Origin of the sequence: Agromyces protaetiae, assembly GCF_004135405.1 — a bacterium.
In the GTDB taxonomy this organism is placed as follows: Bacteria; Actinomycetota; Actinomycetes; order Actinomycetales; family Microbacteriaceae; genus Agromyces; species Agromyces protaetiae.
The window spans coordinates 2,113,446-2,138,893 of record NZ_CP035491.1 but is presented as its reverse complement, the minus strand read 5'-3'; the positions used below and the strand labels follow the sequence as shown (position 1 = coordinate 2,138,893).

The 25,448-nt window shown below is 71.1% G+C and carries 21 protein-coding genes, 1 tRNA gene and 1 pseudogene; 11 read left to right on the top strand and 12 right to left on the bottom strand.

Going from position 1 to position 25,448, the window contains the following annotated elements; all coding sequences use genetic code 11:
- Nucleotides 1-921, top strand: coding sequence for a CPBP family intramembrane glutamic endopeptidase (locus ET445_RS09940; RefSeq protein ID WP_129191050.1), 921 nt, complete (start codon nucleotides 1-3; stop codon nucleotides 919-921).
- Nucleotides 922-1,102: 181 nt separating this feature from the next.
- On the opposite strand, the gene ET445_RS09935 is transcribed toward ET445_RS09940, so the two are convergent.
- Genes ET445_RS09935 through poxB form a run of 3 tightly spaced genes read right to left on the bottom strand, consistent with a single transcriptional unit; the run spans nucleotide 1,103 to nucleotide 4,145 of the window.
- Nucleotides 1,103-1,840, bottom strand: a complete 738-nt coding sequence (locus ET445_RS09935; RefSeq protein ID WP_129191048.1) for an SDR family NAD(P)-dependent oxidoreductase — start codon at nucleotides 1,838-1,840, stop codon at nucleotides 1,103-1,105.
- Nucleotides 1,837-2,412: a hypothetical protein gene (locus ET445_RS09930; protein ID WP_129191046.1), complete on the bottom strand. Its 576-nt coding sequence runs from the start codon at nucleotides 2,410-2,412 to the stop codon at nucleotides 1,837-1,839. Before ET445_RS09930 ends, ET445_RS09935 begins: the two co-directional genes overlap by 4 nt.
- On the bottom strand, nucleotides 2,409-4,145 hold the full coding sequence (poxB, locus tag ET445_RS09925) for a ubiquinone-dependent pyruvate dehydrogenase (protein WP_129191044.1): 1,737 nt from the start codon (nucleotides 4,143-4,145) through the stop codon (nucleotides 2,409-2,411). Before poxB ends, ET445_RS09930 begins: the two co-directional genes overlap by 4 nt.
- A gap of 236 nt (nucleotides 4,146-4,381) precedes the next feature.
- Here poxB and ET445_RS18655 point away from each other — a divergent pair.
- The 3 genes and pseudogenes from ET445_RS18655 to ET445_RS09915 all read left to right on the top strand — a co-directional run.
- Nucleotides 4,382-4,654, top strand: a pseudogene (locus ET445_RS18655) (alpha/beta fold hydrolase); the annotation flags it as partial.
- Between the two features lie 26 nt (nucleotides 4,655-4,680).
- Entirely contained in the window at nucleotides 4,681-5,262 is a 582-nt protein-coding gene (locus ET445_RS18000; protein ID WP_243695160.1) for an alpha/beta hydrolase, read from the top strand.
- Complete coding sequence (locus tag ET445_RS09915) at nucleotides 5,259-6,188, top strand: alpha/beta fold hydrolase (protein WP_129191040.1); 930 nt, start codon at nucleotides 5,259-5,261, stop codon at nucleotides 6,186-6,188. Before ET445_RS18000 ends, ET445_RS09915 begins: the two co-directional genes overlap by 4 nt.
- Here the strand turns inward: ET445_RS09915 and ET445_RS09910 are convergent.
- Both ET445_RS09910 and ET445_RS09905 read right to left on the bottom strand, forming a co-directional pair.
- Nucleotides 6,154-7,476: a low temperature requirement protein A gene (locus tag ET445_RS09910; protein ID WP_165314363.1), complete on the bottom strand. Its 1,323-nt coding sequence runs from the start codon at nucleotides 7,474-7,476 to the stop codon at nucleotides 6,154-6,156. The two genes, ET445_RS09915 and ET445_RS09910, sit on opposite strands and share 35 nt — an antisense overlap.
- The gene (locus ET445_RS09905; protein ID WP_129191036.1) at nucleotides 7,473-8,342 is read right to left on the bottom strand and encodes an SDR family NAD(P)-dependent oxidoreductase; all 870 of its coding nucleotides are present in this window, start codon (nucleotides 8,340-8,342) and stop codon (nucleotides 7,473-7,475) included. The genes ET445_RS09910 and ET445_RS09905 overlap by 4 nt, the downstream gene beginning before the upstream one ends.
- A 361-nt stretch (nucleotides 8,343-8,703) precedes the next feature.
- Between ET445_RS09905 and ET445_RS09900 the strand changes: the two genes are divergently transcribed.
- The 3 genes from ET445_RS09900 to ET445_RS09890 all read left to right on the top strand — a co-directional run bounded on the left by ET445_RS09900 (nucleotide 8,704) and on the right by ET445_RS09890 (nucleotide 11,375).
- Nucleotides 8,704-10,365 carry an ABC-F family ATP-binding cassette domain-containing protein gene (locus tag ET445_RS09900; protein ID WP_129191034.1) on the top strand — a complete coding sequence of 554 codons (1,662 nt, stop codon included), beginning with the start codon at nucleotides 8,704-8,706 and terminating at the stop codon, nucleotides 10,363-10,365.
- A gap of 124 nt (nucleotides 10,366-10,489) precedes the next feature.
- Complete coding sequence (locus ET445_RS09895; RefSeq protein ID WP_129191032.1) at nucleotides 10,490-10,918, top strand: SRPBCC family protein; 429 nt, start codon at nucleotides 10,490-10,492, stop codon at nucleotides 10,916-10,918.
- 1 nt (nucleotide 10,919) lies between these two features.
- The gene (locus tag ET445_RS09890) at nucleotides 10,920-11,375 is read left to right on the top strand and encodes a hypothetical protein (protein ID WP_129191030.1); all 456 of its coding nucleotides are present in this window, start codon (nucleotides 10,920-10,922) and stop codon (nucleotides 11,373-11,375) included.
- Here the strand turns inward: ET445_RS09890 and ET445_RS09885 are convergent.
- Together ET445_RS09885 and ET445_RS09880 are read right to left on the bottom strand one after the other, a co-directional pair.
- Nucleotides 11,344-14,040, bottom strand: a complete 2,697-nt coding sequence (locus tag ET445_RS09885; protein WP_243695159.1) for a helix-turn-helix transcriptional regulator — start codon at nucleotides 14,038-14,040, stop codon at nucleotides 11,344-11,346. The two genes, ET445_RS09890 and ET445_RS09885, sit on opposite strands and share 32 nt — an antisense overlap.
- Nucleotides 14,041-14,147: 107 nt before the next feature.
- Nucleotides 14,148-14,588: a VOC family protein gene (locus ET445_RS09880; protein ID WP_129191026.1), complete on the bottom strand. Its 441-nt coding sequence runs from the start codon at nucleotides 14,586-14,588 to the stop codon at nucleotides 14,148-14,150.
- A gap of 232 nt (nucleotides 14,589-14,820) precedes the next feature.
- On the opposite strand from ET445_RS09880, the gene ET445_RS09875 reads away from it, so the two are divergent.
- From ET445_RS09875 to ET445_RS09865, 3 genes are all read left to right on the top strand, one after another.
- A complete protein-coding gene (locus ET445_RS09875; protein ID WP_129191024.1) occupies nucleotides 14,821-16,560 on the top strand; it encodes a carboxylesterase/lipase family protein in 1,740 nt (579 codons plus the stop codon).
- A 77-nt stretch (nucleotides 16,561-16,637) separates the two neighbouring features.
- A complete protein-coding gene (locus ET445_RS09870) occupies nucleotides 16,638-17,081 on the top strand; it encodes a VOC family protein (protein WP_129191022.1) in 444 nt (147 codons plus the stop codon).
- A gap of 5 nt (nucleotides 17,082-17,086) precedes the next feature.
- A complete protein-coding gene (locus tag ET445_RS09865) occupies nucleotides 17,087-17,317 on the top strand; it encodes a hypothetical protein (RefSeq protein ID WP_129191020.1) in 231 nt (76 codons plus the stop codon).
- Between the two features lie 10 nt (nucleotides 17,318-17,327).
- Here the strand turns inward: ET445_RS09865 and ET445_RS09860 are convergent, their stop codons facing one another.
- Both ET445_RS09860 and ET445_RS09855 read right to left on the bottom strand, forming a co-directional pair.
- On the bottom strand, nucleotides 17,328-17,999 hold the full coding sequence (locus ET445_RS09860; RefSeq protein WP_129191019.1) for a VOC family protein: 672 nt from the start codon (nucleotides 17,997-17,999) through the stop codon (nucleotides 17,328-17,330).
- A 93-nt stretch (nucleotides 18,000-18,092) separates the two neighbouring features.
- Nucleotides 18,093-18,166 (bottom strand) — tRNA-Met (locus ET445_RS09855).
- A 349-nt stretch (nucleotides 18,167-18,515) separates the two neighbouring features.
- Here ET445_RS09855 and ET445_RS09850 point away from each other — a divergent pair.
- Nucleotides 18,516-20,183 (top strand): glycosyl hydrolase family 18 protein, encoded by a 1,668-nt coding sequence (locus tag ET445_RS09850; RefSeq protein WP_129191017.1) that lies wholly within the window; start codon nucleotides 18,516-18,518, stop codon nucleotides 20,181-20,183.
- A gap of 88 nt (nucleotides 20,184-20,271) precedes the next feature.
- On the opposite strand, the gene ET445_RS09845 is transcribed toward ET445_RS09850, so the two are convergent.
- From ET445_RS09845 to ET445_RS09835, 3 genes are read right to left on the bottom strand one after another with little or no spacing between them, the layout of a single operon-like run.
- Nucleotides 20,272-21,189, bottom strand: coding sequence for a class I SAM-dependent methyltransferase (locus ET445_RS09845; RefSeq protein ID WP_129191015.1), 918 nt, complete (start codon nucleotides 21,187-21,189; stop codon nucleotides 20,272-20,274).
- A 42-nt stretch (nucleotides 21,190-21,231) separates the two neighbouring features.
- Nucleotides 21,232-24,225: a UPF0182 family membrane protein gene (locus tag ET445_RS09840; protein ID WP_165314362.1), complete on the bottom strand. Its 2,994-nt coding sequence runs from the start codon at nucleotides 24,223-24,225 to the stop codon at nucleotides 21,232-21,234.
- 53 nt (nucleotides 24,226-24,278) lie between these two features.
- Nucleotides 24,279-25,418: a YlbL family protein gene (locus ET445_RS09835; protein WP_243695157.1), complete on the bottom strand. Its 1,140-nt coding sequence runs from the start codon at nucleotides 25,416-25,418 to the stop codon at nucleotides 24,279-24,281.
- Nucleotides 25,419-25,448 lie beyond the last annotated feature (30 nt).

The window sequence follows — 25,448 nt, the reverse complement described above, 5'->3', positions numbered from 1 at the left end:
ATGACCGCCCGACCGAACTTCGTGCGACGATTCCCGCTCGTCAGCTACTTCGTGATCGCCCTCGCGATCTCGTGGATCGTCGTGCTCGCGCACGTGCTGCCCGATCCCGACCTGCCGACGACGTGGGTCACGATCGTGTGCATCACGGCCGGCCCGTTCGTCGCGGCGTTCACCGTGCAGGCGATCGTCAACGGGCGCGCGGGCATTCTGCGGCTCCTCCGCGGACTCGTGCGGGTGCGGGTCTCGTGGGTCTGGTACGTCGTCGTGCTCCTCGGCATCCCCGCCGTGCTCGTCGCGGGCACGGTCGTGCTGCCGGGCGCGCTCGCATCGATGGATGTCTCGATGCAGGCCGTGCCGGGCGGGTGGGCGAGCTATCTGTGGAACTTCCCGCTCGTGCTCCTCGTCGGCGGGCCGCTCCTCGAAGAGCCGGGCTGGCGCGGGTTCGCGCTCCCCCGGCTCGAAACCCGCTTCGGGCAGTGGGGGCCGATCGTCGGCACGCTCGTACTCGGGGTGATCTGGGCGCTCTGGCACTTCCCGCAGTACATGATGCCCGCGTGGGCGGCGCAGAACGGCGGGGTCGACCTTCCCGCGATGCTCGTCTACATCGCGTCGGTGCTGCCGATCGCCGTGCTCCTCACGTGGATCTACAACCGCACACGCGGCAGCCTCTTCATGACGGTGCTCGCTCACACGTCGATCAACGCGTTCTCGATCTACATCGGGCCGATGTTCCCCGCCCAGGCGGGGAGCCTCGTGAACGGCTTCGTCGGATTCGGCGGCGCGGCACTGCTCATCGTGCTCTTCACACGCGGGCGGCTCGGGTTCGACCACTACCTGCGCGAGACCTCGGCGCGGGACCTCGCGCTCGACGGCGTGACGGCGACCGCGGTCACCGTGTCGGTGTCGCGCTCACACGCCTGAGCGGCTGCTCCGGTCGGCGAAGGCATCGAGCGCGGCGATGATGTCGCGTGCCACCCAGATGCGGTTGCGACGGCGCGAGTTGCCCTGGACGAGGATTCCGCGTGCGACGTTCCCGCGGAACCTTCACTCTCGCCGATCCTTAGGTTGGCAGGCCAACCTTCACTACTCAGTCGAGCGCCGCTCACCACGGCACCCGGCCGGCATCGTCGAAGAAGCCGCCCGTCGAGGCATCCGGCCCCGCGGTCGCCCACTCCACGACCGCCGCCGCGCCCTCCTCGGGCGTCTTGGTGCCGCGGAAGCCGTTGAGGTCGGTCGCCGTGTAGCCGGGCGTGACGGCGTTGATCTTCACGTGTGCGAGCGCGGGGTCGGCCGCGAACGCGAGCGCGTACTTGAGGGTCAGCATGTTGACCGCGGCTTTCGCCGCCGAGTAGACGAACGACTCGTGCGACTGACCGAACATCGTCGCGGGGTCGGCCGTGTACGCGAAGCTCGCGGAGTCGCTCGACACGTTCACGATGCGCGGCGCCTCCGCGCGGCGAAGGAGCGGGAGCATCGCGTGCACGACGCGCACCAGTCCGAAGACGTTCGTCTCGAACTCGGCGTGCATGTCGCCCGCGGTCACCTCGAGGGCGGGCCGACGCACGAGCACGCCCGCGTTGTTCACGAGGACGTCGAGGCGACCGTGCCGCTCGTCGATCTCGCGCGCGGCGGCCGCGACCGAGTCGTCGTCGGTGAGGTCGATGACGAGCAACTCGACGGCAAGGCCCTCTGAACGCAACGCGGCGACGGATGCCTCGCCCCGCGCCGCGTCGCGGCTGCCGAGCAGCACCGTCAGGCCGCGCTCGGCGAGCAGGCGCGCGGTCGCGAACCCGAGGCCCTTATTGGCTCCCGTGACGAGGGCGATGGGTGCTGCGTTCATCGCTTCCTCCAGGTGAGCAACGCGTGCGTCGACGCGGTGACGAGGCCGAACACGAGATGCGCGGAGAGGTCCTTGCCGAGCGTGCCGGCGTCGTACTTCCAGATCGGCCGGTACACGCCGAGCAGCGGCAGTGTCGCGTAGCTCGTGAGCCAGGCGGCGGGGCCGAGCGACGCGGCGAGCGCGACGCGGGCCGCGATCGCGCGCGTGCCGCCCGTGCGCGAGGCCGTGGCGTACGAGGCCGTCGCCCGCGAGACGACCGCCCCGGCGAGGCCGAACACGGCGCCCCATCCGACCCCCGTCGCCCAGTGCACGGCGTTCGTCGCGGGCCTCGCCCACGAGTCGGGCGGGGTCTCTCCTGTGAGGAGCTCGAGGGCCTTCCGGCCCACCTGTCCCGGTGCGGACGCGTCATCCCATGTCGTGACGTCGTCGGCGAACTCCCAGCGCGTGAAGCGCGCCCGGCCGCCGCCCTTCCGGTATCGGCGGTACCAGACGGCGTCCATCGCGATGGTGCCGGCGGCGCCCGCGACGGCGCCCGCCGCGACACCGGTTGCAAGCGATCTGATGAGACTCATGGGCGGATCCTTCTCGTGAGGTTGGTTCTCGCGAGCTCGATGAGCTCGTCGGCGCGGCCCGAGAGCACGCTGCGGGTGGCGTAGAGGGCGAAGCCTTCGGCTTGCGCCGCGCGGATGGCGGGTGGCAGCGCGAGCTCTTGACGGGCCGTCATGACCTCGATGAGTGCGGCGCCGTCGTGGGCGAACGCCGTGCGCAGGGCTTCGGCGAGATCGTCGGGGTGGTCGACGCGGCGACCGTGCATGCCGAGCGCCCGGGCGACGTCGGCGAAGTTCGGGTTCGCCAGGTCGGTGCCGAACGTCACGTACCCGGCCGCTTTCATCTCGAGTTCGACGAAGCCGAGCGATCCGTTGTTGAAGACGACGACCTTCACGGGCAGATCGAGTTGCTGCAGGGTGATGAGGTCGCCGAGCATCATCGCGAGCCCGCCGTCGCCCGAGAGCGTCACGACCTGGCGCCCGGGATGCGACGCCTGCACGCCGATCGCGTGCGGCACGGCGTTGGCCATGCTGCCGTGGTTGAACGAACCGATGAGACGCCTGCGGCCGTTCATGCGCAGGTAGCGGGCGGCCCAGATCACGGGCGTCCCGACATCGGGGATGAAGACGGCGTCGTCGGCGGCGAGTTCGTCGATCATGCGTGCGACGAACTGCGGGTGGATCGGCGTGCGGTTGCGGTCGTCGTCGGCGAAGCCGTCGAGCTCGTTGCGGGTCGCCGCGTAGTCGCGGAGCGCATGGTCGAGGTGCGCGGTGTCCGTCTTGGCTCGGACCCGGGAGGCCAGGGCGGCGAGCGTCTCCTTCGCCGATCCGACGAGGGGGGCGTCGACCACGGTCCGGCGGCCGAGCTGCTCGCCGCGCACGTCGATCTGCACGACGACGGCATGGTCGGGGTAGAACTCGCGGTACGGGAAGTCGGCGCCGACGATGAGCAGCGCGTCGCACGCCTGCATGGCGTGATAGCCCGACGCGACGCCGAGGAGGCCCGTCATCCCGACGTCGAACGGGTTGTCGGGTTCGACCCACTCCTTGCCGCGCAGGGTGTGCACGACGGGCGCCCGCAGCCGTTCGGCGAGGGCGACGAGCTCGTCGTGCGCCCCGGCGCAGCCGGCGCCCGCGAGGATCGTCACGCGTCTGGCACGGTCGAGCGCGGTCGCGGCGGCGTCGAGTTCGACGTCGCTCGGCACGACGATCGACCGGCTCGCACGGATCGGCGCGCGTGTCTCGGGTCGGGGAAGCTGGGCGACGAGGATGTCTCCGGGCACGACGAGCACGGCGACGCCGCGCTGCTCGACCGCGGTGCGGGCGGCGATCTCGAGCACGTACGGCAGTTGTGCGGGCGTCGAGACGAGCTCGGCGTAGACGCTGCACTCGCGGAACAGCTCTTGCGGGTGGGTCTCTTGGAAGTAGGTCGAGCCGATCTCGCTCGACGGGATGTGCGCCGCGATGACGAGCACGGGCACGCGCGAGCGCTGCGCGTCGAAGAGGCCGTTGATGAGGTGCAGGTTGCCGGGGCCGCAGCTCGCGGCGACGACCGCGAGCTCGCCCGTGATCGCGGCCTCGCCTGCCGCGGCGAATGCCGCGGCCTCTTCGTGGCGGGCGTGCATCCACGTGAACCCGCGGCTCCGCCGGATCGCGTCGGTGAGTCCGTTGAGCGAGTCGCCCGGCAGCCCGTAGACGCGGCGCACGCCGGCCCGCTCCAGGGTGTCGACGATCAGTTCCGCGACGGTGAACGACATGCTCCGACCTCGTGCTCTCTTCAGGGGGACGACTCCACGGTCGCAGCGACCTGCCCGGCGGCGCGCCCGTGTGCGCACCGGCCGATGCCCCAGTCGTTCCCCAGGTGGGCTCCACGCCGGCTCCCCGGTGCGTCCGAGCCCCGGGTGTCCGCCCGGGACATCCACTGGCGCGCCTCGTCGCCGCCGCGGGACATCGTCGAGACATCCCGAATCACACGAACCGAGGAGTCATCCGCATGTCCATCCAAGAAACCGCCACGAGCGTCCGCACCGGATCCGTCGACACCGAAGGCGACACCATCGTCTTCGACGTGCGCGGGCAGGGCGCCCCGCTCGCGCTGCTCTCCGGCACGCCGGGCGATGCGAGCGCCTTCGCGCTCGTCGTCGACGACCTCGCCGCCGATCACACGGTCGTGACCTACGACCCCCGCGGATTCGGCCGCAGCTCGGGCAACGAGCCGCGCCGGTACGAGATCGGGCAGCTCGCGCGCGACGTCGTCGCGGTGCTGCAGGCCGCCGGCACCCCCGTGCGCTCGTGTTCGGCAGCAGCGCCGGGGCCGAGGTCGGGCTCGAACTCGCGACGAACCATCCCGAGGTCGTCGCGGGGCTCGTCGCGCACGAGCCGCCCGTCGTCCGGGTGCTGCCCGACGCCGACACGGTACAGACCGAGATCGCCGAGATCTACCGCACGGCGTGGGCCGAGGGCAGCAAGGCGGCCTTCTTCGACTTCCTGCTGCTCACGCAGCTGCCCTTCAACGCGGGCAAGCCGTTCTCGGCCGAGGAGGTCGCGGCGATCCGCCCCGGCGCCGACCAGGTGCCCGGGCTCGACTTCGTCGAGTTCTACATGAAGCACCAGATGCTCTCGCTCACCGACTACGCGCCAGCGCTCGACCGGATCCGCGCGAACGGCGTGCCCGTCGTCGCGGCCGCCGGGCAGTTGAGCCTCGAGCTGCCGCTCGGTCGCGCCGCGCGCGCGGTCGCAGAGGGGTTGGGTGCCCCGTTCGCGGTCTTCCCGGGACACCACGGGTCGTACTCCGACCCGTCGGTGACCGACGACTGGATCGCCTCGCTCCGCGGCGCGCTCGCGACGGTCTCGGCGGTCGAGGCGACGCGATGACGACGCCGGCGCCCGACCCGTTCGGCGGACTCCGGTTCGTCGACGCGGGCGACCTGCGGGTCGCCTACGTCGACGCCGGGCCGGCGAACGGCACGCCCGTGCTGCTCCTGCACGGCTGGCCGTACGACATCCGCAGTTTCGCCGAGGTCGCGCCCGTGCTCGCAAGGGCCGGGTACCGCGTGCTCGTGCCGTATCTCCGCGGGCACGGCGCGACCGCGTTCCGCGACGATGCGACGCCGCGGAACGCCCAGCAGTCGGTGCTCGCCGCCGATGCGATCGCGTTCCTCGACGCGCTCGGCGTCGAACGGGCGATCGTCGGCGGCTTCGACTGGGGCGCGCGCACGGCCGACATCCTCGCCGTGCTCCACCCCGATCGCGTGACCGGACTCGTCTCGGTGAGCGGGTACCTCGTCGGCAGCCAGGCTGCCGGCGGGGTGCCGCTCCCGCCCGAGGCCGAACTGCAGTGGTGGTACCAGTACTACTTCGCGACCGAGCGGGGCCGGCTCGGGTACGACCGGTACCGGCGCGAGTTCGCGAAGCTCATCTGGCGCCTCGCGTCGCCGCGGTGGGCGTTCGACGATGCGACGTTCGACGCGAGCGCGGTCGCCTTCGACAACCCCGACCACGTCGCGATCGTCGTCCACAACTACCGCTGGCGGCTCGGCCTCGCGGCGGGCGACGCCCGCTTCGACGACGTCGAGGCGCACCTCGCGACCGCTCCCCCGATCGCCGTGCCGACGATCACGCTCGAGGGCGACGCGAACGGCGCGCCGCACCCCGACTCCGCGGTCTACGCCGCGAAGTTCACAGGCCCGTACGAGCACCGCGTGATCGGCGGCGGCATCGGGCACGACCTCCCGCAGGAGGCGCCGCGCGAGTTCGCGCAAGCGGTCATCGACGTCGACCGGATGTCCCGGCCGACGTGATCCGCGTCATCGACGTGGCGCTCGCCGCGATCGCGACCAGGGTTGCGAACGCGGCGAGCGCCGCGAACGCGGGAAGCATGACGGATGCCCCGCCGACGACGATCGCCGCAGCGCCCGCCGTGATCGTGCCGGGCCCGCTCCAGGCGCCGGTCATGAGCCGGGCGAAGAGGTCGAGGCCGAACAGATAGCACGCGAGGCCGCCCGCGAGGACGGCGACGGCGACAGGCGACGCCGGGGCGAACGGCGTCACGACGACGTCCTCGAGGAGGAGCCGCACACCGAGCGCGACGTAGACGATGCCGACCAGGAGCGGCAGGTGCCCGAGCGTGTACCCGTCGCGTGCGAGCGCAGGCCGCAGCCGCGGCGGGGCGGCCACGAGCGCGTCCGCCGCGGCGGTCGACGGCCCGCGGAAGTACGCCCACCAGAGCCCGACGACGATGACGAACGCGAGGAGCGCCGCGGGGACCGCGAGCACCCGCGCCGAGGTGTCCGCCATCGCCGCCCCGAGCGCACCGCCCGACGAGAGCACGGTCTCGCCGAGCGCGATGATGAGCACGAGCCCGTGCCGCTCGACGAAGTGCGCGGGGCTCGTCACGCGCCACCCGTTGTAGCGGGAGGCGAGCCAGCCGACGCCGAAGTCGAGGGCGAACGCGGCCGCCCAGCACACGACCTGGAGATCGCCGCCGAGGAGCGCCCCGACGATGAGGAGCACGCTCCCAGCGGTCTGCGGAATGAGGTCGATGAGCACTTGCGTGCGAAGTCGCCGGTCGTCGCGTGCGGCCCGGATGAACGTCGCGACGTAGCTCGATCGCACGACGATGAAGGCGATCGCGAGCACGAGCGCGGAGCTCGGCGAGCGGGGACCCGCACCCGCTCCTTGCTCCCACGCCGACGGGATGACGAGTGCTGCGACGAACAGCGCCCCCATCGAGACGAGGATCGTCGCGACGACCCCGCCCCGGTCGAGCCGCACGCGGTTGCCGAGCCAGATGTACGCGCACCACGCCCACCAGAGGAGCAGCAGCACGACCGCGCCCCGCGCGAGGCCGGCCGGGCCCGGCTGCTGCTCCATGAGTTCGACGACACGCATGAGGGCGAACACGAAGACGAGGTCGAAGAAGATCTCGAACATCGTGACGCGGTCGCCCGCGCCGCGGGAGCGTGAGGGGGTTGTGCGCTGCCGCGGCGACGCGCCCGGCCCCGCGGGCGCCGGCCCCGCGGGCGCCGGCCCCGTCGGCACCGACCCGGTCGGCACCGACCCCGTCGCGTCGCCCCGCTGCTGATTCACGGCACGTCGGGCGGGAAGTCCGCGGGGTACGGCTCGGCGAAGTCGGCCGAGCGGCTCACGAGCCGCCACGCGGTCGCCTCGGCGAGCTCGCGCTGCGAGTCGCGCAGGGCGAGCTCTGCGGCGTTGACGCCGAGCGGGAGGTGCGTCGGCGGGTGCTCGCGTTTGACCGCGCGCACGATGATCGCCGCCGCACGCGCGGGGTCGCCCGCGCGAAGCGGCGAGTCTGCCGCTGCGGCACGCATCTGCGGATGACGGATCGTGTCGCCGTACTCGGCGGGGAAGTCTTCGACCTGCATCGACGAGCCCGCCCAGTCGGTCGCGAACCCGCTCGGTTCGATGACGACGACCTTGATGCCGAACGGCGCGGTCTCGGCCGCGAGCACCCGACTGAACCCGTCGACGGCGAACTTCGCCGCCTGGTAGCTCGCGATGCCGGGTGAGCCGCCGACGCGGCCGCCGATCGAGGAGAACTGCACGACGACTCCCCCTCCCTGAGCGCGGAAGATCGGGATGACCGCGCGCGACACGTGGTAGACGCCCCAGAAGTTCGTCTCGAACTGGGTGCGGAAGTCGGCGACGTCGCCCGTCTCGATGGGGGCGACGTTCGCGTAGCCCGCGTTGTTGACGACGACGTCGAGGCGGCCGAAGCGCTCGAGGCCCGCAGCGAGCGCGGAGTCGACCGCGGCGGGGTCGGTCACGTCGAGCGCGACGGGCAGCACGCGGTCGCCGTACTCGGTGACGAATTCGTCGAGCTGTTCGGGGGTGCGGGCGGTCGCGACGACGGAGTCGCCGGCGTCGAGGGCGGCTTGCACGAGGGCGCGGCCGAAGCCGCGCGAGGAGCCGGTGATGAACCAGGTCTGGGTCATGGGAGTGCCTTCGTTCGTTCGAAGCGGGTCGCCGCCGAGCCCGGCGGGCGACGCCCCCAGTCTGCGCGCGGAGGCGCCCGTGAGAACCCTGGCGTTCGCGACCCCAGGGGGATGACCCGTGGTCGCCCTGGTATCGTCGAGGCCGTGCTGACCCCTGAAATCGACAGAGCCTAGCCGCCGAGCGTTCGGCGGCGGCCCCGAGGCATCCGTGCCCTTCGCACATCGTCGTTCGCCCGTCGCGGCGAGGCGAGCGCGACGGTCGGACGTCGTCGGCGACGCCGCGCGAGGGCTCGAACCGCAGGTTCCCGATCGATTTCCGCCCCCGCGTTCCGCGGCGGGCGCTTCCCTCAAGGGGTTTCTCATGGCATCATCCAGCGCAGCCATCGTGCTGAACGATCTCACCTTCGTCTGGCCCGACGGCGAACCGGCCGTCACGGGCCTCACGGCGAGCTTCACGACCGGGCGCACCGGTCTCGTCGGCGACAACGGCGCCGGCAAGTCCACGCTCCTCCGCCTCATCGCGGGCGAGCTCACGCCGACGTCGGGCACGATCTCGACGACGGGCGCCGTCGGCTACCTGTCTCAGTCGCTCACGTGGCGCGACGAGACGACAGTCAAAGACCTCCTCGGCATCGGCCCGATCGTCGACGCGATCCGCGCGATCGAGGGCGGCGACGTCGACGAGCGGCATTTCGAGACGATCGGCGACGACTGGGACATCGAGTCGCGCGCCGACGAGCAGCTGCGGGGCATCGGGTTCTCGGTCGCCGACCTCGACCGGAGCGTCCGCACCCTGTCGGGCGGCGAGGTCATGCTCATCGCGATCACGGGCCTGCGGGTGCGGCGGCTGCCGATCACGCTCCTCGACGAGCCGAGCAACAACCTCGACCGCGCAGGCAAGGCGATGCTCGCCGACCTCGTCGCGACCTGGCCGGGCACCCTCGTCGTCGTGAGCCACGACCTCGACCTGCTCGAGCTCATGGACCAGACGGCCGAGCTCTACGCGGGCCGGCTGACCGTGTTCGGCGGCCCGTACAGCGAGTGGAAAGCGAACCTCGACCGGCAGCAGGCGCTCGCCGTGCAGCAGGCGCAGGCCGCCGACCACGCGATCAAGGTCGAACGGCGCCAGCGCGTCGAGGCCGAGCAGAAGCTCGCGCAGCGGGCGCGGTCGGCGAAGACCGCGAACGAGCAGAAGCGGGGGTCGAAGATCCTCATGAACGGGCTCGCGTCGCGGGCCGAGAAGTCGGCGGGCAAGCTCCGCTCGGGGCTCGACGACCGGCTCGACGCCGCCAAGGCGGCGCGCGTCGAGGCCGCCGCGCGCGTGCGACCCGATCAGAAGATCAGCCTCGACCTGCCCGACCCCGACGTGTCGTCGAGCAGGCGGATCGCCGAACTCCGCGGCACGAATCGCACGATCATCGTGCAGGGGCCCGAGCGCATCGCGCTCGTGGGCGCGAACGGGGTCGGAAAGACGACGCTCCTCGAGCGGTTGGTCGGGCTGCGCGAGGGGGCTTCGGATGTCTCGGCGGCGGATGCCTCGGGCGCGCCCGTTGCCGAAGACGCGCGCCCCGAGGCATCCGGAATGCTCTTCACCGACCGCGTCGGGTACCTGACCCAGCGCCTCGACGGGCTCGACGAGCGCGCGAGCGCGCTCGAGAACGTGCGCGCGGCCGCGCCGAACGCGACCGACGGCGAGATCCGCAGCCGCCTCGGGCGCCTGCTCGTGCGCGGTGCCGACGTCAATCGGCCGGTGTCGACGCTGTCGGGCGGCGAACGGTTCAGAGTGTGCCTCGCGAAGCTGCTCTTCGCCGACCCGCCGGCGCAGCTCCTCGTGCTCGACGAGCCGACGAACAACCTCGACCGCACGAGCGTCGACCAGCTCGTCGACGCGCTCGCGGCGTATCGCGGGGCGCTTCTCGTCGTGAGCCACGACGAACGGTTCCTCGGGCGCCTGGGCCTCACGTCGCTGCTCGAGCTCCGCGCCGACGGGGCGCTCCTCGAAGAGCCGTTCGCGAACGCCTGACCGGCGGGTCCGGTACACGTGCCACCGCGCGCCGCACGCCCCGGTGCTCCACGTGCCCGACCAGTGGTCGGGCCAGTGACGCACCGGGGCGCGCCGCGCGCAGGCCCCGCCGCACGCTGGAGCCATGACTCACATCACCTTTCACATGCACTCGTCCCTCGACCCTGCCGGCGTCTTCGCCGTGCTGACCGACTTCTCGTCGGCCCGCCCCGAGCAGTGGCCGTCCATCGACGCCGAGCACTTCGTCGTCCACGATCGCGGCCCGAACTGGGCCGAGGTCACCGAAGGCACCGAGGCCGCGTGGGAGCGATCCCGCTACGACTGGGACGCCTCCGCAGGCCGGGTCGTCATCACGACGCACGAGTCGAAGGTGTTCGGCGAGGGCGGCGGGTGGGTCTTCGACCTCTCCCCCGAAGGCGACGGAACGCGCATCGACGTCGAGTTGACGCGCGTGCCGAAGACGTTCGGCCAGAAGGCCATCGCGGCGCTCCTGCCTCTCGTCGGGCCATCCTCGTTCAAGCGCTCCTTCGCGGGCCCGCTCAAGGCGGCGTGACATGTTCCCGGCACGAGGTCCGAGCGCCGTCGCCGCGAGGGGCAGCGACCGCCGCGCACGTCGCGAGGTCTGCCGCGTCGTCGACCGCTACGAGCGGATGCTTCGTGCCGGCGCCGACGACGCGGGCGACCCCGCACTGCATCAGGCGTTCGATCCCGCGTACGTCGCCGCGTTCGAGGCGCTCCTGCCGACCGAACTCGACGAGCTGTTCCGCAGGTATCTCGTGCGCGCGGCCGCCGCGCGCCGGCGTGCGCGGGTGGGGCGTGTGCTCGCCGCCGTCGTCGACGCGTTCGCGTTCTGGGGCGACGCCCTCGGGCCGTACGCGCCGCTCTGGCCCGGGTGGGATGCGACCGCGTTCCGATCCGTGCCGGCGGGGCAGACAGAGCCGCATCCCGGCGCGTCCGCCGAGGACGAGTCCGTCGGCGTCAAACCGCAGCGACGGCGTCGGCCTTCTTGAGCGCTTCGCCGAGCTCGCGTCGTGAGGCGATGTCGAGCTTGCCGAACACCTTCCGGAGATGCCACTCGACCGTGCGCGGGCTCACGAAAAGCTGTGTCGCGATCTCGGGGTTCGTCTGCCCCTCCGACGCGAGCCGGGCGATCTGGGCCTCCTGCCGCGTGAGCTCGACCTGCGCGCCGGGGGCGCGACGATGCACGGTCTCCCCCGTCGCGGCGAGCTCGCGTCGGGTGCGCTCCGCGAACGCGTCGGCGCCGATCTCGTCGAACACGTCGTGTGCGGCTCGGAGTTGCTCGCGCGCATCGACCCGGCGCCGCTCGCGTCGCAGCCATTCGCCGTACAGCAGGCGTGCGCGAGCGAGCTCGCTGCGGAGCGGCGTGCGCGCGAGCCGATCGATCGCGAGCCGGTAGTCGGACTCGGCAGGGTCGCCGTCGGCGAGGAGCGCCCGGGATCGCGCGGCGACGCCGACGATCCAGTCGGTGCCGCAAGCTTCAGCCATCTCCGAGAGCCGCCGGTTCGCGTCGATCGCCCGTTCGGGCTGACCGCTGCGCACTGCTGCTTCGACGAGTTCGACGAGCGCCCAGTTCGCGAGCGCGAGCTCGCTCGCATGCTCGCCGCCCCGTGCCGCGGCCTCGAGCGCCCGGTCGTAGCGGCCGAGTCCGTTGTAGAGCACCGCCTCGGCCCACCCCGTCGCCGTCAGCCACTGACCTTCGCCGCGCTCGACGGCGAACGGCGTGGCCTCGGCGATGACCCGCTCGACGTCGACTTCCCGCCCCTTCCACGCGGCGACCATGAGCACGCCGTACGGGGGCTTCGGGATCGTGGTCGCTTCTCCGATGAGCTCGCACTCATCGGAGAGCGCCTCCGCTCCCGCAATGTCGCCTTCGAACAAGCGGCACCCTGCGCCGAGCATGAGCGCGGTGTGGAGCATGCTGAGCACGCCGTTGCCGCGGGCGTAGTCGATCGTGAGGGTCGAGAGCTTCCTCGCCGAGTCGTCGTCCCACACGGCGAACGACACGAGGCACGTGAAGGGAAGCCACCGAGGCGCCTGCGCGCTCGCGAGATCGGTCGGCGACAGGCTCGCGAGTCCGTCGAGCACCATCGGGGCGCCCGCGCGGTAGCCCTCGGCGACGACGGCTGCGACCCCCTGGAGGATGCGGTCGAACGGATTCTCGATCGGATCCGCCGACCGCGAGGAGCGTCTCGTCGCGGCCGCGACCGCCTCCATCCGGTGTTCGGCGAGGCGCCCGGCGATATGACTGGCGTAGAACGCGTCGCGGTAGGTCTCCCGCGCGAGTGCATGATCGATGGGTTCCAGACGCGCGGCCGCAGCGAGCAGGGGCGCACCGTCTCCGGGCCGCAGCCGGCTCATGATGCGAGCCCGCACGAGCTGCGCCTGTGCCCCGAGCGGCTCGTCGGGCGTGCCCGCCTCGGCGATCGCGAGCAGGCGAAGTGCGCGCTCGGGTGCTCCCGCCTCGTACTTCGCGGTCGCGGCCGCGACCGCACGCTCGGCGCGGAGCGCCGGATCGGGCGTCAACTCGGCGGCACGTTCGAGGAACGCCGCCGACGCGGGACATCCGCCCCTCGCCTGCGCGAGCATCGCCGTCCGCTCGAGTTCGGCTGCGACCTCCTCGTCGAGACCCGATGCGGCCTGCGCGCGATGCCACGCGCGGCGTTCGGGGTCGACGGCGGGGTCGGTCGCGTCGGCGAGCGCCTGATGCGCGGCGCGTCGTTCGTCGGGCGGTGCGGCCTTGTACACCGTCGAGCGCGCGAGCGGATGGCAGAACCGCACCAGTCCGGCGAAGCTCGCGAAGCCGTCGGCCGACGCCGGCTCGGCATCGTCGGGGCCGACCCCGAGCCGCGCTGCGGCCCGCCAGATGAGCACGGCGTCCTGGCCGGGTTCTGCGGCGGCGACGACGAGCAACCGGCGGGTCGCGGCGGGCATCGGCGCGAGGCGGCGGCGGAAGCTCTGCTCGATGCGGCCCGTCAGCGCGCCGAGTCCCGAGAGCCCGAAGCCGCCCGCGACCTCGTCGGATTTGAGGCCGAACGGCACCTGCAGGAGCGCGAGCGGATTGCCGCGCGTCTCGGCGACGATCCGCTCGCGCACACGCTCGTCGAGCGGGCCGGTGAGCGTCGACGCGAGCAAGGCGCGCGCACTGACATCCGGAAGCCCTTCGACGACGAGCCGGGGCACACCCGGCAGCGCCGTGTCGTCGTCGCCGTCGCGTTCGCCGAACACGATGCCGACCGCGTCTTCGCGAAGGCGCCGGGCGACGAACGCGAGCGCGGCCTTGGTCGTCTCGTCGAGCCACTGCACGTCGTCGACGAGGCAGATCACCGGCCGCGCGCTCGACGCCTCCGACAGGAGGCTCAGCACCGCGAGGCCGACGAGGAACGGGTCGGGCGCCCGCCCGCCCGTGAGCCCGAAGGCGGTGCCGATCGCGTCACGCTGCGGCTCGGGGATGAGGTCGAGCAGGTCGAGGAGCGGCGCGCAGAGCTGGTGGAGGCCCGCGTACGCGAGCTCCATCTCGGACTCGACGCCGTCGACGCGCACCACGGTGCATCCGTTCGCGTGGTGGGCGACGAAGTCGAGGAGCGCCGTCTTGCCGATGCCGGCCTCGCCGCTCACGACCACCGAACGGCTGCCGCCGCCGCGCACATGCGTCACCAGCTCCGACAATCGGGCGCACTCGCGATCGCGCCCGATCAACGTTCGAGGGGCGGCCCAGGCACTCGTCGTGCTGTCAGCGGCCGACATCGTCTCATCCAATCACGTCATCGCCCGTGCGGCGAGGTCGTGATCTCCTGCAGCACCCAGCCGTTGCCGTCGGGATCGGCGAACGACGCGTACGACGCGCGACTGCGCCGGCGCGGGTCGAGGCCCGGCACACGGAACTCGGCGCCCGCACGGCGGAACACGCCGCCCGCGTCGTGGAAGATCTCGCTCACGTCGGCGCCGCGCGCACGCAAGTCGGCTCGGGCCGCCTCGAGGTCGGCGACGGCGAGCGTGAGCCCCTGCACGCTGCCCGGTGCCGCGCCCGTGAGGTCGATTCCGAACACGATCGAGCACGCCGAGCCGGGCGGCGTCATGCGCGCGGCTCGCAGGTCGTCGGTCGCGACGGCCGCGTCGACCCGCCAGCCGAGCGTCTCGTAGAACGCGCGGGCGCGGTCGACGTCGGACACCGGCAGCACGACCACCTCGAGTCTCATATCCATCGACGGCTCGCTCCTTGCTTCGGGATTCGGTGCGACGGCGACTTGTGCTCGGCGTCGCGTTCGGTAGGGATGTCTCCAATGCTGCGGATGTCTCGGCGCTCGTCGCACCAGTGGGAGTCCCTGGTCTCGCGCACGACAGGATCGAGCAGGGTGCCGCCGGGGTGCTGCCCGGGGTGCCGACCAGGGTTCGCCACGGGCGCGTCGATGCACCGGCCGATCCGAGGCTCGTGGCATGAACGAGAACCGGAATCCCCAAGATCCGCCGCCCTTCACGGCCTCCGACGCCCTGTTCGGCACGGAGTCCGTCGACCCGCGCGTCGCGCCCGACGCATCCCACACGCTCGTCGCGACTCGCGCCCGGCCCGCCCGCACGTTCGCCGTCGTCGCCGCCGTCGTGGGCCTGCTCGCGGGCTGGTCGATCGTCGCGCCGCAGATCGCGCATGCAGATGAGCCCGACCCGGCGAGCGCGCTCGTCGTCTCGACCGACGCGGGCGCATTGCAGGGCATCGCGGGCGACGGCGTGAACGAGTTCCGCGGGGTGCCGTACGCGGCGCCGCCGACGGGAGATCTCCGTTGGCGCGCGCCGCAAGCGGTCACTCCGTGGACCGACGTGCGCGAGGCATCCGTCTTCTCGCCCGTCTGTCCGCAGGACGTGCCGAGCCCCAACGGCTCGAGCGAAGACTGCCTGTACCTGAACGTCACGGCGCCCGCGGGCGCTGCGGCGAGCGCCGGCAAGCTGCCCGTCATCGTCTTCATCCACGGCGGCGGCTTCAGCCTCGGGGAAGGCGCCGACTACGACGCCACGAAACTCGCCAAGTCGGGTGGTGGCGCGGTCGTCGTGACGATCAACTACCGGCTCGGCCTGCTCGGCTTCCTCGCCCACCCGGCGTTCGCCGAGAAGCCAGGCGGCCCGGCGGGCAACTACGGTCTCATGGACCAGCAGGCCGCGCTCAAGTGGGTGCAGCGCAACATCGCGAACTTCGGCGGCGACCCGCGCAACGTCACGATCGACGGCCAGTCGGCGGGCGGTCTCTCGGTGCTCGCCCAGATGGTCTCGCCCGGTGCGAAGGGCCTCTTCCACCGCGCGATCGTCGAGAGCGGTGCGTTCGCGCCCAAGCAGCGTTCGCTCGCCGACGCCGCGACCGAAGGCCAGGCGATCGCCGCCGCGGCCGGATGCCCCGACCAGAGCGCCGCATGCCTACGCGCGCTGCCCGTCGAGACGCTGCTCGCGAACGCGCCCAAGTCGTTCACACCGGGCGTCATCGACGGCGCCGTCATCAAGGAGTCGGTGCTCGGCGCGATCGCCGCGGGCGACTTCAACCGTGTGCCGCTCATCAACGGCACCAACACCGAAGAGGAACGGCTCTTCGCACTCATCCACCTGAGCGTTACGCGCGGTGCGACGATCGACCTCCCGCCCATCGACGCGACGAACTACGAATCGGTGCTCGCGTCGAACTTCGGCGTCTCGGCGCAGTCGGCCAAGCGCATCGCGAAGGAGTACCCGATCGCGAAGTACCCGCGGCCCGAGCTCGCGTTCACGGCGGCGAACTCCGACGCGAACTTCTCGTGCCCGGCGCTCCTCCTCGACGCGGCCGCGTCGCTCTGGGTGCCGACCTACGGGTACGACTTCAACGACGACACCGCCCCCGAGCGCTTCATCGCGCCCGACTGGGGACTCGTCGCCACCCACCAGACCGAGCTGCAGTACCTCTTCGACCTGCCGAACGCGTACATCGCGGGCGAGCTGTCGGCCGACCAGGAGCAGCTCGCGTCGGCCATGCGCGAGGCGTGGGTGACGTTCGCGAAGACGGGCTCGCCCGCGACCGCGACCCAGCCGTGGGCGAAGTTCGACGTCCTGCGGCACCGCACGATCTCGCTGAAGTCGCCGACCTCGGCGATCGAGACGGGCTTCTCCTCGAAGCACCACTGCGGCTTCTGGGCCGGGATCGCGATCACGAACCTCCGCTGAGGATCTCGGCGGAGCCGGGACATCCGACACCTGATGGATGTCCCGGCTCCGCCCCTCGATCTCGAAAGGAAGCACCCATGGAACTCAAACTCGAAGTCGTCGTCATCCCCGTCGGAGACGTCGATCGCGCGAAGGTCTTCTACGAACAGCTCGGATTCCGGCTCGACGCCGACTTCGCGACCCCGCGCGGGCTCCGGGTCGTGCAACTCACACCTCCCGGCTCCGAGGCATCCATCATCTTCGGCGACGGCCTCACCGACGCCGCCCCGGGCTCGCTCCAGGGCCTCCACCTCGTGACCGACGACATCGCCGCCGCACGCGACGACCTCGCCCGCCGCGGCGTCGACGTGAGCGAGCTCTGGCACGACGCCGACGGCGTCTTCCACTGGGCCGGCACTGCGAATCGCGTGCCCGGCCCGCACCCGGGAAGCGACAGCTACGGCACCTTCTGCTCGTTCGCCGACCCCGACGGCAACGGTTGGATCGTGCAGCAGGTCGTCACGCGGGCGCCGGGGCGGTGAGGGCGATGAACTCCGCCTCGAACCCGTCCGGCGCCTCGCTCGGCGGCGCCCCGCTCGACCGCGCTGCGCTCGAAGCGCTCATCCTCGACCTCCTGACCGCCGCCGCGACCGCGCACGGCATCCACGAGGCCGAAGATCTCGGCGGTGTCTATGACGAGCAGTGGCCCGCGTGGTACACGGCGCACATGGTCGACGCGCTCGTCGCCCGCGGGTACGCGGTGACGAAAGGCCGGTAGCCGACCGGGCTCACCCGTCGACGTCGGGCCACGCTGCGATGTCGACGCCGTGGTTGTCGGGCGACGCGAGCGTCCACCAGTCGGGCGCACGCGAGTCGTCGACGAGACGACCGCCCGCGGCGATCGCGGCGTCGACCCTCGCCTGGGCTTCGTCGGCGGGAACGTAGACGTCGAGGTGCGAGCGACCCCTGCCCTGGATGTCTCCCGCGATGGGGTTGAACGCGAGCTGCGGCCCGCACCGCACCGGGTCCACGGCGTCGGTGTCGCCGAGCTCGTCGTACCCCAGCGCGGCCAGGAAGAACGGCCTTGTGTCGGTCTGCGAGTGCTGGGCGACGTAGAGTTGGATCGACTTCGCGAGTTCGGGCGTCGGTATGAGGCCGAGCTCGGCCGCCGCGATCGAGACGGCGGCGGCGAACCCCGGGGCCGCCGCGGGAATGCCTTCGAACGTACGGTCGGGGATCCGCACGACGACGCCCTCTGGCCGCACGTCGACATCGGGCAGCACGCCGAATCGCTCGGCGGCCGCGACGACCGGTGCGACGAGGCTCGCGGCATGGACGATGGATGTCGCGGTGAACACGGCCTGCGGTCCGGTGCCCATCACGCGCCAGGCCGAGACATCCGGCGCCCGGTGGAACTCGGCCGCGGAAATCCAACCCGATTCGTTCGCGGACTCGCTCATGGAGACCCCCTCCCGCTCTCCACACGGTGACGTGAGCGGCCGGGAAATGCAAGAGGCCGGTCTCGGATTTCTCCGAGACCGGCCTCTCTCTTGTTGCGGGGACAGGATTTGAACCTGCGACCTCTGGGTTATGAGCCCAGCGAGCTACCGAACTGCTCCACCCCGCGGCACAAGAGATGACTCTAGCACGGGATTCGGGCGCCGTCGAATCGGGCCGTCTCCGAGGCATCCGGATGTCACGACCCCGCGCCGATCCGTCGCAAACGGCCCGAATTCTCGCTAACGAAGGGCGACGAGCGACGGATCGACACTCGCGCCACAACACCAGGTGAACGTTGCACATACTGCACACCACGAAGCATCCATTGTGCATTCACAACAGACCTCAGCCCATCCCCTGCAGATTGCCGAAGTCCCGGTTAAGAAACCTTCCTTACCTCTCGCCGGATTGATACCTTCCCGACTGACCCGCACCCATTCGGGGGGCACCCGAATCCATCCGATCGAAGGGGATCAATGTCCAGACGCACTCTGCGCCGCTCGGCACTCGTGATCGCGGCGGCAGCCGCGACCGCGGCGACGAGCTTCGCGACACCTGCGTTCGCCGCGCAGCCCGCGGCCACCGGGCCGAGCGACATCAACGGCTACCGCGCCGTCGGCTACTTCATGGCCGACAGCCCCGTGACGCGCGACTTCCAGGTCGCCGACCTCGTCACATCGGGCGCGATCGCGAACCTGACCCACCTGAACTACGCGTTCGGCAACGTCACGACCGACTTCGTGTGCGACACGCTCGACGAGCCGGGCGAGGGCGACGCGCAGAACGACTTCCTGCGCCAGGTGTCGGCGGCCGACTCGGTCGACGGGGTGGCGGATGTCCCGGGGCAGACTCTCGCGGGCAACTTCAACCAGCTCAAGAAGCTCAAGGCCGTGAGCCCGTATACGAAGGTGCTCGTCTCGCTCGGCGGCTGGACCTGGTCGGACAACTTCTCCGAGGCGGCCTCGACGGCCGAGGGCCGCACGCGCCTCGTCGACAGCTGCGTCGACCTGTGGATCAAGGGCGACCTGCCCGTCATCGACGGCAAGGGCGGCCCGGGCGCCGCGGCGGGCGTTTTCGACGGCATCGACATCGACTGGGAATGGCCCGTCACGGGCGGTGAGACCGCCAACGCGCGCCCCGAAGACAAGGAGAACTTCCTCCTGCTCATGGAGGAGTTCCGCGCGGCCCTCGACGAGGCCGGCGCCGAGACGGGCGAGCACTACGAGCTCAGCGCGTTCGCTCCGGCGGGCGGATGGAACGCCGGTGAGGGCGGATGGCTCGACCCGCGCCTCTTCGCGGCGGTCGACTTCCTGAACGTGCAGGGCTACGACTTCCACGGCGGCTGGGTGCCGAACACGACGGGCCACCAGGGCAACCTGCACCCCGACGGCGCTGAGAACTGGGGTCTCGGCCTCGACGGCGCGCTCGGCATGTACGTCAACGCGGGCGCCGACCCTTCGCAGATCAACGCGGGCCTCGCGGCCTACGGCCACGGCTGGTACGGCGTGACCGACGGCTCGGCCGGGTGGACGCCCGCCGCGGGCTACATCGGCACGAAGACCTACGCCGAGCTGCGCAACATCGGCAAGGCCTACTTCGACCCTGCGATCGGCGCGTCGTGGCGCTACGACGGCGACCAGTGGTGGAGCTACGACGACCCGACGTCGGTGCAGGCGAAGGCCGAGTACGTCGCCGAGCAGGGCTACGGCGGCGCCATGTGGTGGGATCTCACGGGAGACTACAAGAACGAGCTCGGCAACGCGCTCGGCTCGACGCTCCGCGCGGCGACCCCCGGCCCGGCCATCGACGACTCGTGCGCCGCACCGTGGTACGCGACCGGCGTCTACAACGCCGGCGACGTCGTCTCGCACAACGGCGTCGAGTACACGGCCAAGTGGTGGACCCGCAACCAGGTCCCCGGAGACAAGAACGGGCCGTGGCAGCAGGTCGGCGGCTGCGGCACGACGCCCGACCCCGCGCCCGTCGCGTGTGCGGGCACGTGGGACGCGAAGGCCGTCTACAACGCCGGCCAGCGCGTGACCCGCGCGGGCGTCACCTACGTCGCCCAGTGGTACACGAAGGGCGAACTGCCCGGCTCGGTCACGTGGGGCTCGTGGGACCCGGTGGGCCCCTGCACCTCCTAGTCCGAACCTGAACTCTAGTCCGAACCTGAACTGACGAAGGGTCGGTCCGCGCAAGCGGGCCGGCCCTTCGGTCGTCACGCGGCTTCGGTCAACGCTCGGCGGATGTCTCGTGCCGCGCGACGATCTCGACGGCGAGCGGGATCCACGGCTCGGCCGGCCACCCGTACATGCCCTCGCCGAGCTCGGAGAGCCCCGGGAACGCCTGCCACGGCAGCCGGTAGTGCTCCTCGAACTCGTCGATCGCGAGCCCTGCGTCGCGGAGCGCGCGCATGGTCTCCGAGAGCGGGTGCGCCCACTCCCACGTGCGGGCATGCTCGATGGATGCCCCGGGGTCGGCGTAGTCGCTCGGATCCTCGAGCACGTCAGGGCCCTCCTGCGCGTACGGGTAGCGCACGACGGGCAAGACCGGCCGCGAGGCATCCGTCGCCTTCGAGACATCCGCCTCGCTCTTCGCGACCGTCTCGGGCGCGTCGAACATCCACGCCGTCGGGTGCCCGTCGGCGAAGTACAGCCTCCCGCCGGGCTTCAGGAACCACGCGACGATGCGCGCCCACTCGGCGACGTCGGGAAGCCAGTTGATCGTGCCCCACGTGACGAACACGAGGTCGAACGACTCGGGCTCGGGCAGAAGCCGCCGTGCGTCGTAGACGTTGCCCTCGATGAACCGGGCCCGATACGAGTCGTAGCCGAGCGCCGCCGCGGCGCTCCGCGCCTCTTCGACCGCAGGCCGCGAGAAGTCGAGCCCGATGACCGTCGCACCGAGGTTCGCGAGCGAGAGCGTGTCGGAGCCGAAATGGCACTGCAGGTGCAGCACCCGCACACCGTCGAGCCCCTCGGGGAAGAGTCGCTCGACGCCCGCCTTCGAGATGGGGTCGAGCACGCTGCCGCCCGAGCGCACGGTGTCGCGGTCGTAGAACGGGCTCGCGACGTGCACCGGCACGCGGTCGTCCCAGTTGGCGCGGTTGTCGTCGAGCCAGTCGCCCTCGTGCCGGTCGACCGTCGTCATCGGTGCTCCTTCTGCGTCGTCCGTGCTACTGCGTCGTCCGTGCTACTTCTTCACACTGCTCGGCGCCGGCGTCGCAGGCGCTTCGGTCGCGGGCGGCTGCGAACCGCTCGCACCGTCGTCGGCGAGCGCGACGAGCTCCGACACGATCTCGGCGAGTTCGGCGTCGGCCTGGCCGTACGCCCCCCAGTCGCCCTTCGCGAGCGCGTCCTGCTTGTTCTTCAGCGCCTGCTGCGCGCGGTTGAGGAGCGCCTGCAGCTCGGTGCTCTGCACACCCTCGCCTGCACCCGCGTCGGTGCCGTCGCCAGTGCCCGGCTCGGCACCGGGCTCGGTGCCGGGCTGGTCGGGCTCGACGGTCTCGTCTCCCGCGGCCGCGCCCGAGTCGCCGCCGAACAGTACGTTGAGCGCCTGGTCGAGCGTGTCCTGGAACGCGATCCGGTCGCCGAACGCGACGAGCACCTTCCGCAGGAGCGGGAAGCTCGTGTTCGTCGTCGACTTGACGTAGACGGGCTGCACGTAGAGCAGACCCCCGCCGACCGGCACCGTCAGCAGGTTGCCGTTGATGACGTCGGACTGCCCCTGCGCGAGGATGTTGAGCTGCTGGCCCACCGCCGTGTCGGAATTGAACGTGTTCTGCACCTGACCCGGGCCCGGCACGTTGTCGTCTTCGGGGAGCGAGAGCAGGCGCAGCTTGCCGTAGCCGTCGGACTTCTTCCCCGCGACCGAACCCGCGTCGGAGTCGACCGCGAGGTACCCGCGCAGGACGTTCCGGCTCTGGTCGCTGCGCGACTCGGGGATGAACGTGGAGTACAGCGAGTACGACGGCGCATCTTGGCCGGGCATCTGCATCGTCAGGTAGTACGGCGGCTGCAGGAGCTCGCTCGCGGGCGGCTGCGTCGGATCCTTCGGCGTCGACCACGCGTCTTCACGCGAGTAGAACGAGCCCGCCTCGTCGACGTGGTAGCGCCCGAGCACCGCGCGCTGCACCTTGAAGAGGTCGGCCGGGTACCGCACGTGGCTCATGAGCTCGCCCGACATCTCGCTCATGGGCTTGATGGTCGCGGGGAAGATCTTCTGCCAGGTCTGGAGGATCGGGTCGTCTTGGTCCCACGCGTAGAGCGTGACCGTGCCGTCGTAGGCGTCGACCGTGGCCTTGACCGAGTTGCGGATGTAGTTGATCTCGTCGAACGCGAGCGTTGGCGTGAGCCCCTCGCTGTCGGCGATCGCCTCACTCATGCTGACCTTGTTCGAGTACGGGAACTGGTCGGACAGCGTGTAGCCGTCGACGATCCACACGATGCGGCCGTCGACCACCGACGGGTACACGTCGGAGTCGGGCGTGAGATACGGCGCGACCTTCTTGACGCGCTCGATGGGGTCGCGGTCGTAGAGGATCTGCGAGTCGTCGTTGACGGCGTCGGAGAGGAAGATCTGCTCGGACTGGAACTTGAGCGCGTAGACGAGCTTCTTGAACGCGTTGTCGAGCTTCGGACCGCCGTCGCCGTCGAAGGTCGTCTGCGTCTGCTCGGCCTCGTTGCCGCCCGCAGGGTAGTCGAGTTCGACGGGCTTCGCCCCGTCGGGTGCGCCGACGATCGAGTACGCGGGCGAAGTCTGCCCGAAGTACACGCGCGGCTGGAAGTCGCCGAGCTGTCCCGCCGACGGGATGCCCGACTGCAGGAACACCGGCTGCCCGTCGACCGAGCGCTGGTTGCCCGCCGCGGCCACGAGACCGTAGCCGTGCGTGTAGACGATGTGCGAGTTGTACCAGGTGCTCGCGTCGCCGAGCCCCTCGAGGTTGACGTCGCGCACCGCGACGATCGAGTCCTGCGTGCCGCCGTCGGGCAGCGGGTAGCGATCGACGTCGAGGTCGTCGGGGAACTGGTAGTACTGACGGAACTGCTGGAGCTGCTGGAACGCCGAGCTGATGACGGCGGGGTCCATGAGGCGGATCGACGCGGTCGTCTCGGCGTCGGAGCGGAGTGCCCCCGGCTCGGCGTCGGTCTTCGCCTCGTACGGGATCTCGTCGATGTCGGCGACGCCGTAGGCGTCGCGGGTGAGGTCGATGTTCCGCTGGATGTAGGGCTCTTCGAGCACACGCTCGCTCGGGTCGACCTGGAAACGCTGCACGACCCACGGATAGAGGGAGCCGATGATGAGGCTCGACACGATGAGGAGCGCGGTGCCGACGAGCGGGAACCGCCAACGGCCGATGATCGCGGTGATGAAGAACAGGATCGCGACGGCCGCGGCGATGATCGCGAGGATGCCCCGGCCCGGGATGACGGCATGCACCTCGGTGTATGCCGCACCCGTGATGAGCGAGGACTGCTCGGTCACGGCCGCATACTGGTCGAGCCAGATGCTGACGGCCTGGAGCGCGAGGTAGAGCCCCGCGGTCACGGCGATCTGGATGCGGGCCGACTTCGAGATGACGACCTCGCGGCCCGAGACGCGGATCGCTCCATAGAGGTAGCTCGTCGCGATCACGAGGATCGTCGAGAGCAGCACGACCGCCGAGGCGAATCCCACGACCGACCGGTAGAAGGGCAGCTCGAACACATAGAAGCCGACGTCGAAGCCGAACTGCGGGTCGGTCTGGCCGAACGGCGTGCGGTTGAGCCACGTGAGCACGAGCTCCCAGCGCGAGGCGGTCGCGACGCCCGCGAAGATGCCGAGCACGGCGGGGATGCCGTACATCGCGAGGCGGCGGAGCGGCTCGAAGACCTCTTGGTAGCGGTCGAGCTGGCTGTTGAGCTTCGCGTAGACGGGTCGCGAGCGGTAGGCGATCTGGATCGACGCCCAGACGGGCGCGGCCATCGCGACGAACCCGATGAAGAAGAGGATGGCTCGGGCGAACCACTCGGTCGTGAGCACCTCGACGAAGCCGAGCTGGTCGTACCAGAGCACGTCGGCGTACAGACCGGCGAACACGAAGAACCCGATCACGAGCAAAGCGACGATCGCGATGGTGATCGCGATCGGGGCTCTCCGGCGGGCGGTTCTCGGTTCGTGCGTCTCTGCGGTCACTCGCGGCCTCATCGTTCGTCAGGGGGACTGGAACGGGTCTCATCCTAGGCGCGCGAGGCTTGGAACTAGCTGGCGGGCGCCTCACAAGACGGGAACGATGAGACATCCTCGCCCTCGCCGACCGCTTCGACGACGTCGCGCGCCTCGTCGAGCGTCTCGACGGCGAAGACGCGCATGCCGTCGGGGACATGTCCGACGACCTCGTCGCAGTTCGACTTCGGCGCGAGGAACCAGTCGGCGCCCGCCCGGTCGGCACCCCACAGCTTCTGACGGATGCCGCCGATGGCGCCCACGGCGCCCGCCGAGTCGATCGTGCCGGTTCCGGCGAAGATCTCGCCGCCCGTCAGCTTCCCTTCGGTCAGCTTGTCGACGATGCCGAGCGCGAACATCATGCCCGCGCTCGGGCCGCCGACGTCGTTGAGCTGGATCTCGACGTCGATCGGGAACTCGTAGTGCATGCGCACCCCGATGCCCAGCACCGTGGCAGTGCCGTTCCGGACCGGGGTCACCTCGACCGTCACGGGCACGTCGTCGCGGAGGACGTCGATCTCCGCCGGAGCATCCGTGCCGTGCTCGGCGACCGCCCGGCGCAGTTCGTCGACCGTGTGCACCGAGCGCCCGTCTACCGCCTCGACGACGTCGCCGTCCTCGAGCACACCCTGTGCGGGCGACCCGTCGATGACGCTCTGCACGGTTACCTCGCGCGGGAACTCGTAGCCGAGCTCGACGAGGGCCGCCGCGATCGCGTCCTGCTGCGAGTCGACCATCGCGGCCTCGTTCTGCTCGCGTCGGTCCTCGGACGTGACGCCCGGAGGGAAGATCTCTTCGGCGGGGATCGCCGAGCGCGTGCGGTCGAACCACGCGGAGGCCACCTCGAGCCAGTTCGGGGTCTGGCCGGGACGCCCCACGACGCTCACCGTGAGGAGGTTGAGCTCGCCGTCGGTCGGGAAGGTCTCTTCGTCGGGGATGGTGATGAGCGGGACCTCGTCATCGCCCGAGAGCGCCGTGCCGAGGGTGTCGAAGACGGGCCCCGGCTGCTCGATGACGTACGGCGACGGCAGCAGTGCGAACACGATGCCGATGACGATCGCGACAGCGATCGCCCACCAGCCGAAACGCTCGCGGAACGGTCGCTTCGGCGCGGTCCGGGAGATGCCCCAGCGGCGGTCGCCGCGCGGGGCGACCTCGTCGTCGAAGATGCTCAACCGTGGTCCTTCCGGCGATCGACAGGCAGG